Source organism: ANME-2 cluster archaeon, assembly GCA_014237145.1.
In the GTDB taxonomy this organism is placed as follows: domain Archaea; phylum Halobacteriota; class Methanosarcinia; order Methanosarcinales; family Methanocomedenaceae; genus Methanocomedens_A.
The window spans coordinates 1-16,476 of the sequence record JAAXOC010000016.1; the positions used below are offsets into that span (position 1 = coordinate 1).

12 protein-coding genes are annotated in these 16,476 nt (G+C 42.0%); 4 read left to right on the forward strand and 8 right to left on the reverse strand.

Going from position 1 to position 16,476, the window contains the following annotated elements:
* Window positions 1–721, reverse strand: a 721-nt coding sequence (locus HF974_02865; protein MBC2697279.1) for an AAA family ATPase, incomplete at its 3' end; no start/stop codon positions are given.
* A 247-nt stretch (window positions 722–968) separates the two neighbouring features.
* On the opposite strand from HF974_02865, the gene HF974_02870 reads away from it, so the two are divergent.
* A complete protein-coding gene (locus HF974_02870) occupies window positions 969–1,739 on the forward strand; it encodes a circadian clock protein KaiC (GenBank protein ID MBC2697280.1) in 771 nt (256 codons plus the stop codon).
* A gap of 341 nt (window positions 1,740–2,080) precedes the next feature.
* Here the strand turns inward: HF974_02870 and tadA are convergent, their stop codons facing one another.
* Entirely contained in the window at window positions 2,081–3,925 is a 1,845-nt protein-coding gene (gene tadA / locus HF974_02875; protein MBC2697281.1) for a Flp pilus assembly complex ATPase component TadA, read from the reverse strand.
* A gap of 9 nt (window positions 3,926–3,934) precedes the next feature.
* The gene (gene hisI / locus HF974_02880; GenBank protein ID MBC2697282.1) at window positions 3,935–4,315 is read right to left on the reverse strand and encodes a phosphoribosyl-AMP cyclohydrolase; all 381 of its coding nucleotides are present in this window, start codon (window positions 4,313–4,315) and stop codon (window positions 3,935–3,937) included.
* A 113-nt stretch (window positions 4,316–4,428) separates the two neighbouring features.
* Between hisI and HF974_02885 the strand changes: the two genes are divergently transcribed.
* The gene (locus tag HF974_02885; protein MBC2697283.1) at window positions 4,429–5,226 is read left to right on the forward strand and encodes a class I SAM-dependent methyltransferase family protein; all 798 of its coding nucleotides are present in this window, start codon (window positions 4,429–4,431) and stop codon (window positions 5,224–5,226) included.
* A gap of 97 nt (window positions 5,227–5,323) precedes the next feature.
* Window positions 5,324–5,899: a TIGR00288 family NYN domain-containing protein gene (locus HF974_02890; protein MBC2697284.1), complete on the forward strand. Its 576-nt coding sequence runs from the start codon at window positions 5,324–5,326 to the stop codon at window positions 5,897–5,899.
* An 83-nt stretch (window positions 5,900–5,982) separates the two neighbouring features.
* Here the strand turns inward: HF974_02890 and HF974_02895 are convergent, their stop codons facing one another.
* On the reverse strand, window positions 5,983–6,780 hold the full coding sequence (locus HF974_02895; GenBank protein MBC2697285.1) for a diphthine synthase: 798 nt from the start codon (window positions 6,778–6,780) through the stop codon (window positions 5,983–5,985).
* Window positions 6,781–7,194: 414 nt separating this feature from the next.
* Here HF974_02895 and HF974_02900 point away from each other — a divergent pair, with 414 nt between their 5' ends.
* Complete coding sequence (locus HF974_02900) at window positions 7,195–8,496, forward strand: TraB/GumN family protein (protein ID MBC2697286.1); 1,302 nt, start codon at window positions 7,195–7,197, stop codon at window positions 8,494–8,496.
* On the opposite strand, the gene HF974_02905 is transcribed toward HF974_02900, so the two are convergent.
* From HF974_02905 to HF974_02920, 4 genes are all read right to left on the reverse strand, one after another.
* Complete coding sequence (locus HF974_02905; GenBank protein ID MBC2697287.1) at window positions 8,480–10,309, reverse strand: PGF-pre-PGF domain-containing protein; 1,830 nt, start codon at window positions 10,307–10,309, stop codon at window positions 8,480–8,482. The two genes, HF974_02900 and HF974_02905, sit on opposite strands and share 17 nt — an antisense overlap.
* Entirely contained in the window at window positions 10,310–12,358 is a 2,049-nt protein-coding gene (locus tag HF974_02910; protein ID MBC2697288.1) for a PGF-pre-PGF domain-containing protein, read from the reverse strand. It lies immediately after the preceding gene.
* Window positions 12,359–12,928: 570 nt separating this feature from the next.
* On the reverse strand, window positions 12,929–14,788 hold the full coding sequence (locus tag HF974_02915) for a TIGR04279 domain-containing protein (GenBank protein ID MBC2697289.1): 1,860 nt from the start codon (window positions 14,786–14,788) through the stop codon (window positions 12,929–12,931).
* Between the two features lie 320 nt (window positions 14,789–15,108).
* Window positions 15,109–16,437 carry a PGF-pre-PGF domain-containing protein gene (locus HF974_02920; protein MBC2697290.1) on the reverse strand — a complete coding sequence of 443 codons (1,329 nt, stop codon included), beginning with the start codon at window positions 16,435–16,437 and terminating at the stop codon, window positions 15,109–15,111.
* Between the last annotated feature and the right edge of the window lie 39 nt (window positions 16,438–16,476).

Genomic DNA, 16,476 nt, shown 5'->3' on the forward strand with positions numbered 1-16,476 from the left:
TTGCCATCTGGAACACATCACGTACCAGCCTTGCACCTTCTCCTACGTATTTCTGGACAAGTTCAGAACCTGACATCCTGAGGAATGTTGCATTAGCCCGGCTGGCCACCGCTTTGGCAATGAGGGTCTTACCGCTGCCGGGCGGCCCGTATAAAAGTACACCTGTTGGTGGTTCCACACCCACATCCCTGAACAGGTCCGGATCGGTTAGCGGGAGCTCAATTGTTTCCACTACTTCCTGGATCTGCTGGTCAAGCCCGCCTATGGAACTGTAATCCACATTGGGTGCTTCGATCAGTTCCATGACCCTGGCCCTTAGGTCGGCTGGCTTTGCCAGTAAGTTCACAATCACAAAATTGTTATTCACCGCAACCCTCATACCGGCTTGTAATTCATCTGCTATTTCAGGCGGGATGCGGGTGATAACTTCCTGGTTGCTGCCATGCTGGCGCAGCAGTGCCATATCATTGATAACTTCCATTATTGATGCAATGAACAGGGGTGGTAGTTTCAACTGGTTTACCTGTTCCTTGAGTTTCTGTATGGTCTGCAGGTAATTGCTGTTGGCTACAGCAGCATCAAGTAGTCGTTTCTGGAGCTGGTCGTTCTGCTCATCAAGCTGCTCGATCTTTTTATTTAATGATTGTACATCATCGTCCTGTGTATCCGGGGTATTTACAAAACCCGTTTCACCAGAAGACTTGACTATTGTATTATCCATAGGATACAAAATTTAATATTATACGATATAAATGTTAGTATAATGGTCTAAATATATTTTTTGAGACGGCCATTACATGAAAATAATTATCCATTTACATCCTGCGTTCACATCTTAATATTCGCAACTAATTTCAATGGATACTATTAACTATAATACATGGGATAACTTAAGATATTATCATAATCATAATGAATATATGTAGTTAGTGTTATTATCTAATTATAAAATCAACGGGTGAATCATAATGGAAGAAAATACAGAGGACACTAATGATGGGTTGGATCGCGTTCTAACCGGGATAGAAGGTTTTGATGAGCTTTGTGGAGGCGGCCTGTTAAGGGACCATACATACTTGGTATCAGGAACTTCAGGGGCTGGAAAATCCATTCTTGCGCTTCAATTCATTTACAACGGCATCACCAAATATAATGAGAACGGCATCATAGTAGCAACAGAGGAACGGCCCGAACATATCAGGGACAATGCAAAAGCATTCGGCTGGGACCTGAAGGCCCTGGAGGATGATGGAAAACTTGCCATTATTGATGCGGCGTCCACCAAGATCGGTATCCCGTCACAGGAAAAATACGTTGATGTAAGACCCTTTGACATGCGTTCCATGATGGATCAGATCATTATGATCCAGGAAGAGATCGATGCAAAACGGGCAGTAATAGATTCAACTACGTCCATTGGATTCTATCTGCAGGACCCGGCCAAGATACGTGTGGAACTGTTAAAATTATCCACCACCCTGGAAATACTGGGCCTGACTTCAATCATGACATCCGAAGTTGTGGATGATGATCATCCCAGCCGTTTCGGAGTGGAGAACTTCGTGACCGAGGGGACAATTGCCCTGTATTACAAGAGGATGGAAAATGTAAGGGTGCGCAGCCTTGAAATATTTAAGATGCGCGGCTCTGACCACAGCAAGAAGATCCATCCCTACGATATTACCAAAAGTGGAGTCGTTGTGCATCCGCACGAAGAGGTTTATGCAGTATTCTCATAAAAACTATACAGTCCAGTAATGGTTGGAGACAACTATACGGTACCAGTGATTGCAGCTAATTTCATTTCCAGCTGTATGTATTTTTTTTAATAATATTTATTATTTAACATCAATTGTAAGAAATAGCGCACAGATTGTTTTTTTGAAAAAATTAACAGCATTATTCTGCATACTGCTCTTCATGCCCACATTCAATACATTTGTAAATTAAGAGTTTTTTGCCCAGGTGGTCAAACCTTTTCAGTGATGGATACCTGAACAGGTTCATTTTTCCCCCACACTTTGTACAAAAATTTATCATAATATCAATAAAGTATATTGTAGTTACTATATATCTATTTTCAGGTGAGTGTTCGGATACTGATTTTAAGTTTATCACGTAATGCTTTCTGTAATTTATCACCAATATCAGAGTCCTTGACAATCCTGATATCACCTTTTCGCCCCACAGTAGCAGTAAAGATGAGTTCTCCCTCCACCATCACTTCCACGTCCGTCCCGGCCACTCCACACGATTTCAATATAATGTGTTTATTCTTCATTGAGATTTCAGGAACCATTATCTTTCCTGATTCCTTCCCTTTTGACACCTGGGTGCTGTCCAGGGGTCTAACATCTATATGGATACCCAGTCTTTTTTCCATCGTCTCGATGTTCCTGCCACCCTTGCCGATCACTTCGGGGATGTCAATAGCATTGACCCACAAGGTGGCCCTGTTATCCCCGCTCAATTCAACCTTAACAGGCCCGTTCACCTTACGGCGAAACTCGTCGCGTATACGTTCTGCAGCCAGTCCCCACGCAGAGGGGACAGTCTCCCGGGTTTTGGCAGTGGGCATTACCACTACCTGTTCACCGTATGTATATATCTCGAACTCAGCCCTGCCGCTCTCAAAGTCCGTCACCGCGATCACCGGGCGAGCTAGGTCGGATTCGGTCATACCATGAGGTACTTTAACAGTGAACTTTATATCCTGCACACTGGCCACTTCCCCTCTCTCAATGAATATCACCGTATCCACTACTTGTGGTATCATACCCAGGTCCACCCTGCCGATAAGCCTCTGTATAGCATCCACAGGTCTATTTGCATGAACCACACCCACCATGCCCACTCCAGCCAGCCTCATATCAGCGAACACCTGGAAATCCGTGGTCTTGCGCAACTCGTCGTAAATAGTATAATCAGGCCTGACAAGCAGCAGCAGATCTGCTGTCTTCTCCATACTCCCTTCCAGCGGCGAATACTGGGTGATTGCATCTTCTACTGACAGGTCCCTGGGTGATTCCATTGTCTTGACGATCTTGTTACAACTTTGGAGGAACTCTGCCACCCCTGCGGCAAATGTGGATTTTCCAGCCCCTGGCGGACCTGCTATAAGTACACCTCGCTGCTGGCCTGCCAATCGCTGCTTTAGTTCCCCTGCCATCCTGTAGTCGTCTATTGACACAAATGCCACCGGGCGCACCACAGTGATCTCCATGCCATCCGAAAAGGGCGGGGAGGCGATTGCGATCCTCATGTTCCCAAGCTGGAGCACTGTCGCACCGTCGTATTCCATCTCTATAAAGCTGTCAGGGTCCCTTCTTGTCCTTTTAATAAGTTCCCTGGCCATTGACCGAAGTTCGTCCTCAGTGCTGGTAGTATCACCTATCCTGACTAGCTGGATATCCTTGATTGAACCCTTTTTAGCAAGTGGCTCCACACCGTCCTTGAGATGCACTGACATTGTGTCGGGTGTAAAGAACTCCTCTATGGCAGTAGCTTTGGCTTCGGTCTTTTCAGGAGGCAGGAATATCACTTCCAGGCCCCTGGCATCAGCTATCATGGACTGCACCCGATCCCCTGTCATGAAGGTGGCACTGCAATCGAGTGCAACCTGCCGTATCATAGCATCGATCTCTCCTGTTCTTGCCAGTTCCACCTGTGCGGGACCCGGCCGCTTTCCTGCAAATTCGAGTTCGATCATGCCGAGATTCGCCATCTCCCTAAGCCGGCCCAGTTCCTCAAGTCCATTATACCCTGACTCACGGTGCCGGTTTGCCTGCGATTCTATCTCGGCCACCACAGCCTCGGGCACGATTATGGTAGAATCCCTATATTCCCCTGCATCGATAAGGGAAGTAATACGCCCTCCAATGATCACACTTGTATCAAGTACCAGTTTCAAATCCCCTCCCCCCATCTTTCCGGACTAATATACGTCTTCGGGATCAAAGACCTTCTCGCTTACCACATCGCCTTCAAGCGTGCGGTAGAAACAAGATCTATATCCCATATGACACGCACCGCCGCCAAGTTGTTCAACCTTCATCAGTACAGCATCGGCATCACAGTCAATGTACATATCGTGTACGATCTGCACATGACCGGAACTTTCGCCCTTGAGCCAGAGCTTGCCCCGGCTGCGGCTGAAGTAGTGAGCCTTACCCGTCTCTACTGTCTTTTCAAGGGCTTCAAGGTTCATGAAAGCCAGCATGAGTATCTCGTTCGTCTCATGATCCTGGGCTATGGCAGTAATAAGCCCTTTATCATCAAATTTCAATTGAGCGCGTATATCGTCAGATAATTTCATCGAACTACCTGATGTTTTGTTATAATAAAATCATTTGGATGCAACTAATTTTGGATGGAACTAATATATCTGGCTGCAAAAGTATAGGGCTGTAAAAGTATAGAGCAAGTTGAATGACCCTGAAAACCCGTATGGAATGCATAGTACCTGAACCGTTGTCACACCTGGTGCCAAACAGTTTTGATGTAATCGGCAATATAGCGATTATCTCTATACCGCCAGGACTGGATGATTATAAAGCACAAATAGCACAGGCAATTATCTCAAAACACTGCAACATAGGGACAGTGCTTAACAAAGTATCCATGCTTGCCGGGGAGGACAGGGTTGGAAGGTATGAGACACTATCAGGTACTACTACCAGGACCGAACACAGGGAATACGGGTTTCGCTACCGGTTAGATGTAAATGAGGTCTTTTTTAACCCACATCTTTCTTACGAACGTTTCAGGATAGCATCCCAGGTCAGGGACGGTGAGTCTATATTGGTACCATTTTGCGGTGTGGGTCCCTATGTTGTGCCCGCCGCCTCACGGGGTGCCCGTGTTGTGGCTGTTGAAAAGAACCAAAAGGCGTGCAGGTGGCTGGCAGAGAATGTGAAGTTGAACCGGGTCGATACAAATGTATCCATCATATACGGGGATGCATCCCGTATCCCTTATATGGTCAGGGACAGTTTCCACAGGGCTGTACTTCCTATTCCTTACGGGATGGACCATTTCCTGTATGAGATATCCGGACTTGTAAAACAGGGAGGAATTGTGCATTTCTATACGTTCAAGAAACAGTACCAGATCCAGGAACTGTTGGAAGAGTACCGGGACAATGGGTTTGATGTGGTCTTCTATCGCAGGTGTGGTAATGTGGCACCAGGAGTAAGTCGATGGGTTTTTGACCTGAAAAAACAATGAAATAAAATCGGAACTTATTTAAAATTGTGTATATTCCTTTCAATTATCAAGTTTATTAGTACATATATCCAATATATAGTTTATTAGGGGATTAGAAATGAAGCCTATGAAAAGTGGTTTTGAATCAATTCGCAATTATCTTGGTTCCAAGAAGGAGAAAGGGCGGCGTAAGATCGCCCTGCTCGTAGATGGACCGAATATGCTAAGAAAAGAGTTCCAGATCGACCTGGAAGAGATACGGGATGTTCTCAAGGATTATGGCAGTATCAAGATAGGCAGGGTATTTTTGAACCAGTATGCATCTGATAAACTGGTGGAAGCAATTGAGACCCAGGGTTTTGAACCTATCATTTGTACCAGTGATGTAGATGTAAGGCTGGCTGTAGAAGGCATGGAACTGGTGTTCAGTCCGGTGATCGATACAATTGCACTGGTGACCAGGGATGCGGATTTCAAACCCCTCTTGTCAAAGGCCAATGAGCACGGCAAGGAGACGATATTATTCGGTGCCGAGCCCGGGCTGTCTGTTGCCCTGAAGAATTCTGCCGATTATGTGATCATCCTCAAGGAAGGCATAATGGAACATGAGTATAACAGCAGGGACTTAAAAGAATCAGGGACGGAGGATTTTTCTGAGGTGCCCTTGCCAGGCGAAGGTCAGGTTAAACTGTAGGTGTGACCTGATGAATTGTAAGTGACCTTATGGATTGTAGGTATGACCTGATAAAAAAAACAAGTCACATGCATATTTTCATTTTATTTTGCCATATCCAGTATCTCTTCTGGCGCACCGGCAAGTTTAACCAGGGCTTCTGCTTCCATGAAATGAAGGTCTGCCGGAACCACCAGTATGTGCAGGGGGCTGCCAAAGTCGTAATGTGCCAGTTCAACTAAGGGCAGGGCTACGACTACAGGTGATGGGGAGCCGGCCCTTGCCACACCTACAGTTAAGCGCTGCTCCAGGTCCGGTTTGCCTTGCTGTGAATCCACTTCCATCAGGAGTTCACAGCCCAGGTTGATGGTCATGTATCCTTTTTCCGGGTCGATATCAAGGAAGACCAGGGTGTGCATGCCACTATCCAGGTTTGACCTGATGATATCGTAGGGGGTATTGGAGATGATGGTCCTGTCTTTATGGGTGTACGGATGCGGGATTGTGGTGGATTTACCGAAGCGGTAATTTTGCAGGCCGGTAAGGCCTGGTACGGCGCTGAGGATAGATGAGCCATGAATGATGGAGGTCTTTATACCCAGTTCATGGGCCCGCATGCGCAGGTCTACGTGGGTGGTGCTGACCATGGCATCGCCGCCTGTGAGGAAGACTACTTTTTCAGTCAGGGCACGTTGTAGCCATTCGGGCTGCTGTTCCACGTCCTCACGGTCCAGTACGGTTATTTCCCTGCCATAGAGGGCTTCCATTTCCTTGACAGTGGTGCCCATAAGGGCTGAGGTATAGAATTCGGCATATACGTGATCTGCGCGGCGGATGGCTTCCAGGCCCTTGACAGATATGTCTTTTTTGTCATAGAGGCCAATGCCGATGAATGTAAGCATAAGGGTAATTTTAGGGTAGGGCAGGATAAAGATTTCTGGGACTAAATAATTGTGGTACTATCCTGGGGTAGTCTTGTTGGCCTGGAAACCCGTGTTTGATACAGTGTTCAATTAAGAATGGAGTAGATGATTTAAGAAGTTACAAGCCAATCTTGAAGCCATGGCTACGGAAGTAACAACATGGTCTTGGGACAAAATTATTTCAGGATTCAACATGCTTTGGCTTTTTAGAAAGATTCATTACGAAGACCTACCGCTATGCAACGGGATTTTTGCCCATGGAAACCACTTCATAACCAGATAAATCTAATAAGCGAACGAGATTAACTCAAACGATGGAAGGTATATGTATCTGCAGTATAATTAATACCTTCCTTATACCATAGTAAAAATCCTGATATTACCGGTGAATTAATGAATCAAGACGAAAATGATTACACCATCAACTACTCTATCAACATATCTTCTGATACAGTTGACAGACCTATTTCTGACAACCCGGCAGAAAATATAATCATAGTAGGCACAGCCCATGTGTCTACTAAAAGCGTGGCAGAGGTAGAGGAAACCATAGACCGTGAACGTCCCGATGTTGTGGCTGTTGAACTATGTCCTGCCCGGTACCAGGCGCTGACTGAAAAGGTAGTAACAAAAAAATTATCAGCCAAGGATGTTCTCAGCGGCGGGAAACCATATTATTTCCTGGTTCACTGGCTTATGGCATATGTACAGAAGAAGATCGGTGATGATCTGGGCGTCGACCCCGGGGCCGAAATGCTGCAGGCCATCAAGAAAGCCGAATCCACAGGCGCACGTATCGTACTTGTGGACAGGGATATCCAGATAACACTTCAGCGGTTCTGGCACAGCATGAGCATCTGGGAAAAACTCAAGATGACCGGGGCTATGCTTACTGCAGCCCTGGGGTTCAAGGGTGAAGAACTTGATATTGAATCTGTTACCGAAGAGGATGTTGTAACCCAGTTGATCGAGGAATTACGTAAGTTTGCACCCTCGGCTGCAAGGGTATTTATAGATGAAAGAGATGCATATATTTCAGCAAACCTGCTGGATGCCGCAAAGTCCAGCCGTGTGGTGGCAGTAGTAGGTGCAGGGCATAGGGAAGGTATACAAAGATATCTTGAACATCCTGATACCTTACCACCAATTAAACAACTGTTAGATGTACCTAAAAAGAGATTCAGTATTACAAAGATAGTTGGGCTGACCTTTGTTGCCCTTGCCTTTGCCACGTTTCTTTTAGTTATTCTCGGCATAATAAAAGGTGCCATATCTCCCTACATGTTATTGGTAGCTATGGGATACTGGTTTATCATCAACGGTGTCTTAAGCGCAGCCGGTGCTGCCCTTGCCAGGGGTCACCCTAAATCCATTGCTACAGCTTTTCTGGTGGCATGGCTCACATCCCTTAACCCTATGATGGCTGCAGGTTGGTTTGCCGGACTGATGGAAGCAAAACAGCGTACACCAACTACAGACGATTTCAGGTCGATAATGGATGCTGAAACCATTCAGGAGATGCTTAACAACAGGTTGTTCCGCGTGCTTCTTGTGGCTGCACTTGCAAACCTGGGAAGCGTGCTGGGTACGATCATAGGGGTTATTGTGATAGTGAACGTGACAGGGATAAACCCCACAGATACCCTGCAAAATATTTTCGACAATATCGGTGCCCTGTTCACATTCCCACGATAGCAAAGGGAAAAGAGAATGACGGAATATATGCTTCAAAAAACAGGTACCTTGCATCCTGACCAATTCCCGTGGTAGGTAAAACTACCCAATCGTCGTTAATGTACTGTTGCAACTGCATTGTGTTTATATTATTCTTGATAATCCAATCCCGCTTTACTTTGAATCTAACTGCAGATTTATCAATATATTCATTGTCAAGGTTGACATGGATATTATTGTATTCATATACCACCCCATCTTTGATGGATTTAGCCTCCTGGAATGGGGCATTCAAGGATTCAACTGTGAGCTTAACATTTTTTTGTGTCGTCTTTGATTTGAAGTCTACTATAGTGATACTATGATTTGATTCAAATGCCTTGACCACCCTTTTGCCTTTCATCACTAAAATTGGGACTGTATCTGAAAATATTACATTTGAATCGTCATAATTCTTAGGTTTGGCTTTCTTAATTATTTCTTGTAGTAATTCAGGTATCTCAGAAGTTCCAGATTTTGGTTCAGTTTCTTCTTTTTTATCTGTTGCTCCGGGTTTAAATGTGGGTTTTACAAGGGGCTCTCCGGATTGAATCATATCTTCCTGTGAAGAAGATTTGTGGAATTCAGCTAATGTTGATGCAAGAGTGGATTGTTTTTCTGAACGGTCCTTGTGGATTGTTTCAGATCTTGCAATGGGTCTCTCGATCAATTCTTTTAAAAATTCACGTATATCGCCCTCTTTTTTAGCTATTGGAGTTTCTTTTTTTATTACATTTTGAGCAATAAATTCTAGTTCCTTAACGGGTACTGGTGTTTTATCAGGTACTGGTGTTTTATCAGGTACTGGCGTTTCATCAGGTACTGGTATTTCATCTGGTACTGGTGTTTTATCGGTTACTGGTGTTTTATCAGGTACTGGTATTTCATCTGGTACTGGTGTTTTATCGGTTACTGGTGTTTTATCAGGTACTGGTATTTCATCAGGTACTGGTATTTCATCTGGTACTGGCGTTTCATCAGGTACTGGTGTTTTATCAGGTACTGGTATTTCATCTGGTACTGGTGTTTTATCGGTTACTGGTGTTTTATCAGGTACTGGTATTTCATCTGGTACTGGTGTTTTATCGGTTACTGGTGTTTTATCAGGTACTGGTGTTTTATCAGGTACTGGTATTTCATCAGGTACTGGCGTTTCATCAGGTACTGGTATTTTAATAGATGCTGGCGTTTTAATGGATGTTGGTGTTCTAATGGGTGCTGGCGTTTTAATGGATGCTGTTGTTTCATCGGGCGCCGGTGTTTCAACAGGTTTTTGTTTCACTGCCTCTACTGCTACTTCAGGACTTGCTGGTTCTTCTTTCTGGTACTTTTGAGATAAAACAGACAGTTCAGAGGCAATTATATCAGATACTTTTGACCTGGGTTTGACTATTTCAGGTGCTTTATTTTCTTTTGTGGATGACAGTGCTAATATTTTCTGTATTAGTGGTTTAATTGTTTCTGGTGATTCACTTTCATATTTTTCGATGTTTGATGTTGCAAATGTTACCCCGGCATCGATGATTGAATATTTATCTTCACCATAATTGCGGCGTGCGTAACTGATGACATGATCCATTAATAAAATTGAAGAAACAAATACCAGGATTATGATAAAAAAACCTGTGTCCTGATGTGTCTCAAGCCATGTGGTTGCCAGATGGGTGGTATCAAGAATGAGTAAGGTAAACCTTAATAGAATATAACCAAAGACGACAGTTCCACTTATGTGAAGTGCTTTTCTAAATAATGGATTTGCTAATACTTCATCTAACTTGATATTTGCCTCAGCCATCTAATCCTTCCTCCTGCTAATAAAAAATAATGTTATCAAAGCAATCAATGCTGCCAATAACTGGAATCCGGGTACCTTTGCTTTCCATATTCCAGTCCATGTGACCGGTAAGGTGGTCGTTGCTATTTTAGAGGTGGGCTGTTCTGTATTACTCTGGAAGGGGGTAGTTATCATGCCAAGTCCACCCGGGTCCGCATTGGGTTCGCTGGCGGGATTAGTTATTACTTCCCTTCCTGATATTGCCATGGGCCCCAGGCTTCCTCTAATGGGTAGGTTGGCTTTGAACTGATAGCTGGCGGAGTCTTCGCCAATTTTCTGGGTTTGCATTTTTTCCCATGTATTGATGTAGTCATTGTAACTATAAAAACTAATTGTGTTTTGGATGATGTCATTGTCCCTGACCCATGATCTGTCTACCATGAAGGTAATAGTTGGATCCTTTACGTTGTTCTCTGAGAAATAGCCCATGTTGCCAACCCAGACATTCAGGTTATTGAATACTATGTCCGGTGCGTCTTTATCAACTATTGTCGAGGTATGGTTAAGCATTTCTACTTTTGCAGCCACTTTTCCAGCACTTGTCAGACCTGTGAACTCAATATGCTGCACGTAGTTGCCTTCAAGTATGTAATTGTATTTTACATTCAGGTCCTTACCTACAAACTGGCGGTCTGTTTCAGTGCATACTATGTTCTCGAAGGCTTCACCGGATGTCCCACTGCCTCCTCCTCCACCACCACTGCTGCCACCGCTGCTATCGCTGGTGCGTTGAACTGTTACTGAAATAATACACCAGTTTAAATTTGAACTTGAATCCGTGGCTGTTATGTTCAAAACATATACGCCTAATGCCAGAATTGTGTTATTTGTGATTAAACCCGTAGAAGAATTTATTTTAAAATTAACAGTATTGTTTATTCCATAGGTTATTGTCTGCGAATCAGTTGCATTTACATCATAACTGAAACTCATTCCAATATCTACATTCTGATCAGTTGGTATCGGATTCCAGATAGGGCCAGTATAATCTTGAACTGTTACTGAAATAATACTCCAGTTTTCATTAGAACTTAAATCCGTGGCTGTTATATTCAAAACATATACGCCTAATGCCAGAATTATGTTATTTTCGATTAAACCTGTAGATGGATTCATTTTAAAATTAACAGTATCGTTTATTCCATAGGTTATTGTCTGTGGATCAATTGCATTTACATCATAATTGAAACCCACTCCAAGATAGACATTCTGATTAGTTGGTGTAGGATCCCAGATAGGAGCAGTTTCATCCTGAACTGTTACTGAAATAATTCTCCAGTTTTCATTAGAACTTAAATCCGTAGCTGTTATGTTCAAAACATATACGCCTAATGACAGAATTATGTTATTTTCGATTAAACCTGTAGACGGATTTATTTTAAAATTATCAGTATCGTTTATTCCATAGGTTATTGTCTGCGAATCAGTTGCATTTACACCATAAATGAAACTCACTCCAAGATCGACATTCTGATCAGTTGGTGTAGGATTCCAGATAGGGGCAGTATCATCTTGAACTGTTACTGAAATAATACACCAGTTTTCATTAGAACTTCGATGCGTAGCTGTTATGTTCAAACCATATACGCCTAATGACAGAATTGTGGTATTTGTGATTAAACCTTTAGAATCTATTGCAAAATTATCAGTATCGTTTATTCCATAGTTTATTGTTTTCGAATCAGTTGCATTTACGTCATAACTGAAACTTACTCCAAGATCGACATTCTGATCAGTTGGTGTTGGATCCCAGATAGGGGCAGTTTTATCTTTACCTGTGATGTTGATGATTGAATAACTGGTATTGTCATAATTACTAAAAATATAGTATCCAGAAGCATTAGTGATACTTGGATTAGTATTGTTGTTAACAGTAACACCCTGTAAATCTACTCCATTATTGTCAAAAACATAGCCACTTATATCATATTGAGCTGCCACGGTAATCATTAAACTACCAACCAATCCTAAAAAAATCAATAAAATATAAATCTTAGAAAATAACCTCATCTCTTCCCCTCACTTTTTAATAACCTCAGAACCTGCACCTATTGTAGTTCTATTCCCAAAATTCAACACTGGAAGCAATACTGGAATCAATAAATGCATATCCTTCACCAATCACCACAGAAATTAATACATCTCCATTTTATAATCTATATTTTATATTAAACACCATTATGTAATATTTCACTTTTATAAATATTTTGATATCCGAGGATTGAATATATTATATATTTAATGGTCATCATATATAATATTATTTTATATAAATATCCAATGATATTATATCACTTTACTATTACAATTGAATCGTATGATTTATGGAATCTAACATATTCTGATGTATCCACTATTTCAATACCCACTATTTCAATACTCACCATTTCAATACTCACCATTCATATCCAATACCTCTTAACCTCTCCAACAGTCCTGTGGGAATAGCCCCCCCTTCTCAGCCAATTCCAACACTGGTCCTGAGATTGAGCACAGCTTTTAGCTAATATCCCTCACTATCTTAGATACATAATTAGAGCAAAAACAAAAACGACAGTACCAAAAACTAGCCCCAGCCATTTAATCCCGCCTATTTCTAATAATATACAATGTTATAAGTGCAATAATTGCAGTCAATGCCTGGAACCCGGGTACTTTTGTCTTCCAGATTTCAGTCCATGTAGTAATATTTGTTGCATTCGAAATTATTTCAAGAATATTCTCAGAGGGGGTAATCATCGGTGTCGAGGTGGGAACAGAGGTGGGGACATAAACCAGATTCTTTCCTGATATCGCCATTGGTCCCAGGCTTCCTCTAATGGGTAAGCTGGCTTTGAATTGATAGCTGGTAGAATCCTCGCCAATTTTCTGGGTTGGCATCTTTTCCCATGTATTTGTATAGTCATTGTGGTAATAAAAACTGATTGTGTTCAGGATGATGTCATTGTCGCTGACCCATGATCTGTCTACTATGAACGTGATGGTTGGATCCTTCACGTTGTTTTTGGAGAAATAGCCCATGTTGCCAATCCAGACATTCAGGTTCTTGAATACTATGTTCGGTGCGTCTTTATCAACAGTTGTAGATGTATGGTTAAGCATCTCTACTTTTGCAGCTACTTTTCCAGCACTTGTCAGACCTGTAAACTCGATATGCTGCACGCAGTTGCATTCAAGTATAAAGTTGTATTTGACATTAAGGTCCTTACCTACAAACTGGCGGTCTGTCTCAGTGCATATTATATTCTCAAAGGCTTCACCTGAGGTCCCACCGCCTCCACCGCCGCCTCCACCGCCATTGGAGGAATCTGAAGGAGTGTAGATGTTGATAATACTCTGGTCGAAAGCTACCAGTCTTTCACCAGATTCATAAGCACCCACAAGCAGGTAGTAATCACCGGTATTCAGGTCGTTGGTAGTGAGGGAAAAAGATGCACTTATTGAATCTGTATTATCTGTAAAGGCTACTGTGCCATTTTCAGGACCGATTACAGTTTCTATTATTTCCTGAAGCTTTGTTGTGTTTAAGCTGCTAAGGTTTATTCCTGTAAGTTCGCCCATCTCGATAAGATCTGCTCCATCAATTGTAAGATTGGTCTGTTTCCCAGTACCATTAAACTCAAATCTCAATGTAGCCTCGTAAGCGTCCTTATGTATCAGGATTGCACCGTAGGTATAATTCTGATTAGCACCAGTAAGTTCTATCTGAACAGGCACAATATTATTGGTTTTTGCACTTGCTGGCGCTGTTACTACAGATTCGTACTTTAATATTTGAACTGCAGTTGCAGAAAGTATGGAATATTCATTTGGATTTGTGTGAGATGAATTAAGCAGGACTAATATTATATAATCACCAGCCTGCTGAGAACCGAAACTTATACTGGAACTGTCTCCGGTACCGTTAAGAGAATAATTGAGTCTTTCCTCTGAATCATTTAATAGATTGCGGATAAGAGTAGTATTCCCATCGATTACATCATTGAATATATCCCATACTTCATCAATGGTGGAATTTACAAGATAAATATCTATACTAAGATCAGCAAAGTGACTTGAGCCAAAAAAACTCAAATTCACTTCATCGCTATCGCTTACATTTGTATATATGGAATGGCTGGAATACGGATATTCAATCAGGTAATCTGAATAATTATCCACACTGGTTGTGATATTTATTGCCTTGCCGTTAAGCGTATAATTGCTACTATTTACGCTATTGAAAATGAGATTCAAAGCAGGTAATGTTACAGGTGTGCCGCCGTTTAATTTGATCCAGTTACCTTCTATTGGTGATTCGTTATGATTGGCAAATGACAAATCTTCAGTAGAATTGATACTGATATTTAGCAAGTACGGACTATCCATAGCTGAACCGGCTGCATCCGGAACTAAAAGGAACATAAACACTATAAATAAAATAACGTATTGTTTACTCAATTCTAAACTCACCAATGAATATATTATATTAATAATTGTATATGCTTAAATAATCTATTAACTATATCAATAAGTATATTCATAATAAAAATACTTATCGTATTCATTGGACTTGGGACAAAATTATTATATCTGCAATCCCATTGCATCACTATCCCAAGTTTGACACTTTAATTTATTGCTTAATGTAATCTTCATTTACCAGGGCCATAATCCGTTTTTTTCATGCTTTTTCTCACAAAGTATAGCAGAAAAGATGGTAAGGTACATAATCAGGGCAAAAACCAAAAATGACAGTACCAAAAAATAGCCCCAACTATCTAATCCCGCCTCTTGCAAATAAAGTATAATGTTGTCAAAGCAATCAATGCTCCCAATAACTGGAATCCGGGTACCTTTGCATTCCATATTCCTGTCCATGTGACCGGTAAGGTAGTCGGTGTTATTTTAGGGATGGACTGTTCAGTATTACTCTGGGTGGGGGTAGGTATCATGCCAAATCCACCTGGGTCTGCATTGGGTTCGTTGGTAGGGATAATTATTACTTCCCTTCCTGATATTGCCATGGGTCCCAGGCTTCCTCTGATGGGTAGGCTGGCTTTGAACTGATAGCTGGTGGAGTCTTCGCTAATTTTCTGGGTAGACATCTTTTCCCATATAGTTGTGCGGTCGTTGTAGCTGTAAAAACTGATTGTGTTCAGGATGATGTCATTGTCACGGACCCATGATCTATCTACTATGAATGTGATGGTTGGATTCTCTACGTTGTTGTCGGAGAAATACCCCAAGTTACCGATCCAGACATTCAGGTTCTTAAATACTATGTTCGGTGCGTCTTTTTCAACAATTGTAGAGGTATGGTTAAGTATCTCTACTTTTGTAGCTACTTTTCCAGCACTTGTCAGGCCTGTGAACTCGATGTGCTGCACGTAGTTGTCTTCAAGTATAAAGTTATATTTGACATTCATGTCCTTACCTACAAACTGGCGGTCTGTCTCTGTGCATACTATGTTCTCAAAGGCTTCACCTGAGGTCCCACCGCCGCCTCCACCGCCACCACTACTAGTATAGAGTGTATAGGTAAGGTTAGTGGTGTTGGTATTGCCTGCAGCATCATATGCGATTATATCAACTTTTTTTGTTGAATCGGCTTTAACCGTACCACTCCAGTGAGTGGCATTTCGTCTGGCCATGTCATTATTGCTGGCAGTTACTAAGGTTACTCCTATATTGTCAATAACATTGATAGTGACTGTTAGTGTTTCACCTGAGTTGACACTACTTGTTTTACTTAGAGATTTATCATTTATAACGGGGGGTATATCATCGTAAAGATTGGTTGTGGTAAATGTTTTTATATCATCAGATTGATTGCTTTTATCGAAAGCACTTGTACTGTTCACAACATAGTAATATTGAGTCTCATTTTCAAGATTATTAAGGACAATGTAGTGATTAGTTACTAATGTTAAATCATTTTTTTCATTATTGAAACTTGAAATATCTTCTGTTGTACCGTATTTTACGAGAGAATCGCTGGGGATGTCAGTATCCCAATAAATCATAACAGAATTATTGGACGCAGCGTCATTGTTTACATTTGAAATTACTGGTGACGGGAAGACTACATCTTTGACAGTAATTTTCATAGTATAGTTATCAATTGAACCATATCCGTCCGAAACGCC

Bases quoted from the DNA above. Each gene is read 5' to 3' on its own strand.
- HF974_02890 (MBC2697284.1), top strand. From the start codon at position 5,324: ATGAAGCCTATGAAAAGTGGTTTTGAATCAATTCGCAATTATCTTGGT.
- HF974_02905 (MBC2697287.1), bottom strand. From the start codon at position 10,309: ATGGCTGAGGCAAATATCAAGTTAGATGAAGTATTAGCAAATCCATTA.
- HF974_02895 (MBC2697285.1), bottom strand. From the start codon at position 6,780: ATGCTTACATTCATCGGCATTGGCCTCTATGACAAAAAAGACATATCT.
- HF974_02870 (MBC2697280.1), top strand. From the start codon at position 969: ATGGAAGAAAATACAGAGGACACTAATGATGGGTTGGATCGCGTTCTA.
- tadA (MBC2697281.1), bottom strand. From the start codon at position 3,925: ATGGGGGGAGGGGATTTGAAACTGGTACTTGATACAAGTGTGATCATT.
- HF974_02885 (MBC2697283.1), top strand. From the start codon at position 4,429: ATGACCCTGAAAACCCGTATGGAATGCATAGTACCTGAACCGTTGTCA.
- HF974_02900 (MBC2697286.1), top strand. From the start codon at position 7,195: ATGAATCAAGACGAAAATGATTACACCATCAACTACTCTATCAACATA.
- hisI (MBC2697282.1), bottom strand. From the start codon at position 4,315: ATGAAATTATCTGACGATATACGCGCTCAATTGAAATTTGATGATAAA.
- HF974_02910 (MBC2697288.1), bottom strand. From the start codon at position 12,358: ATGAGGTTATTTTCTAAGATTTATATTTTATTGATTTTTTTAGGATTG.
- HF974_02920 (MBC2697290.1), bottom strand. From the start codon at position 16,437: ATGAAAATTACTGTCAAAGATGTAGTCTTCCCGTCACCAGTAATTTCA.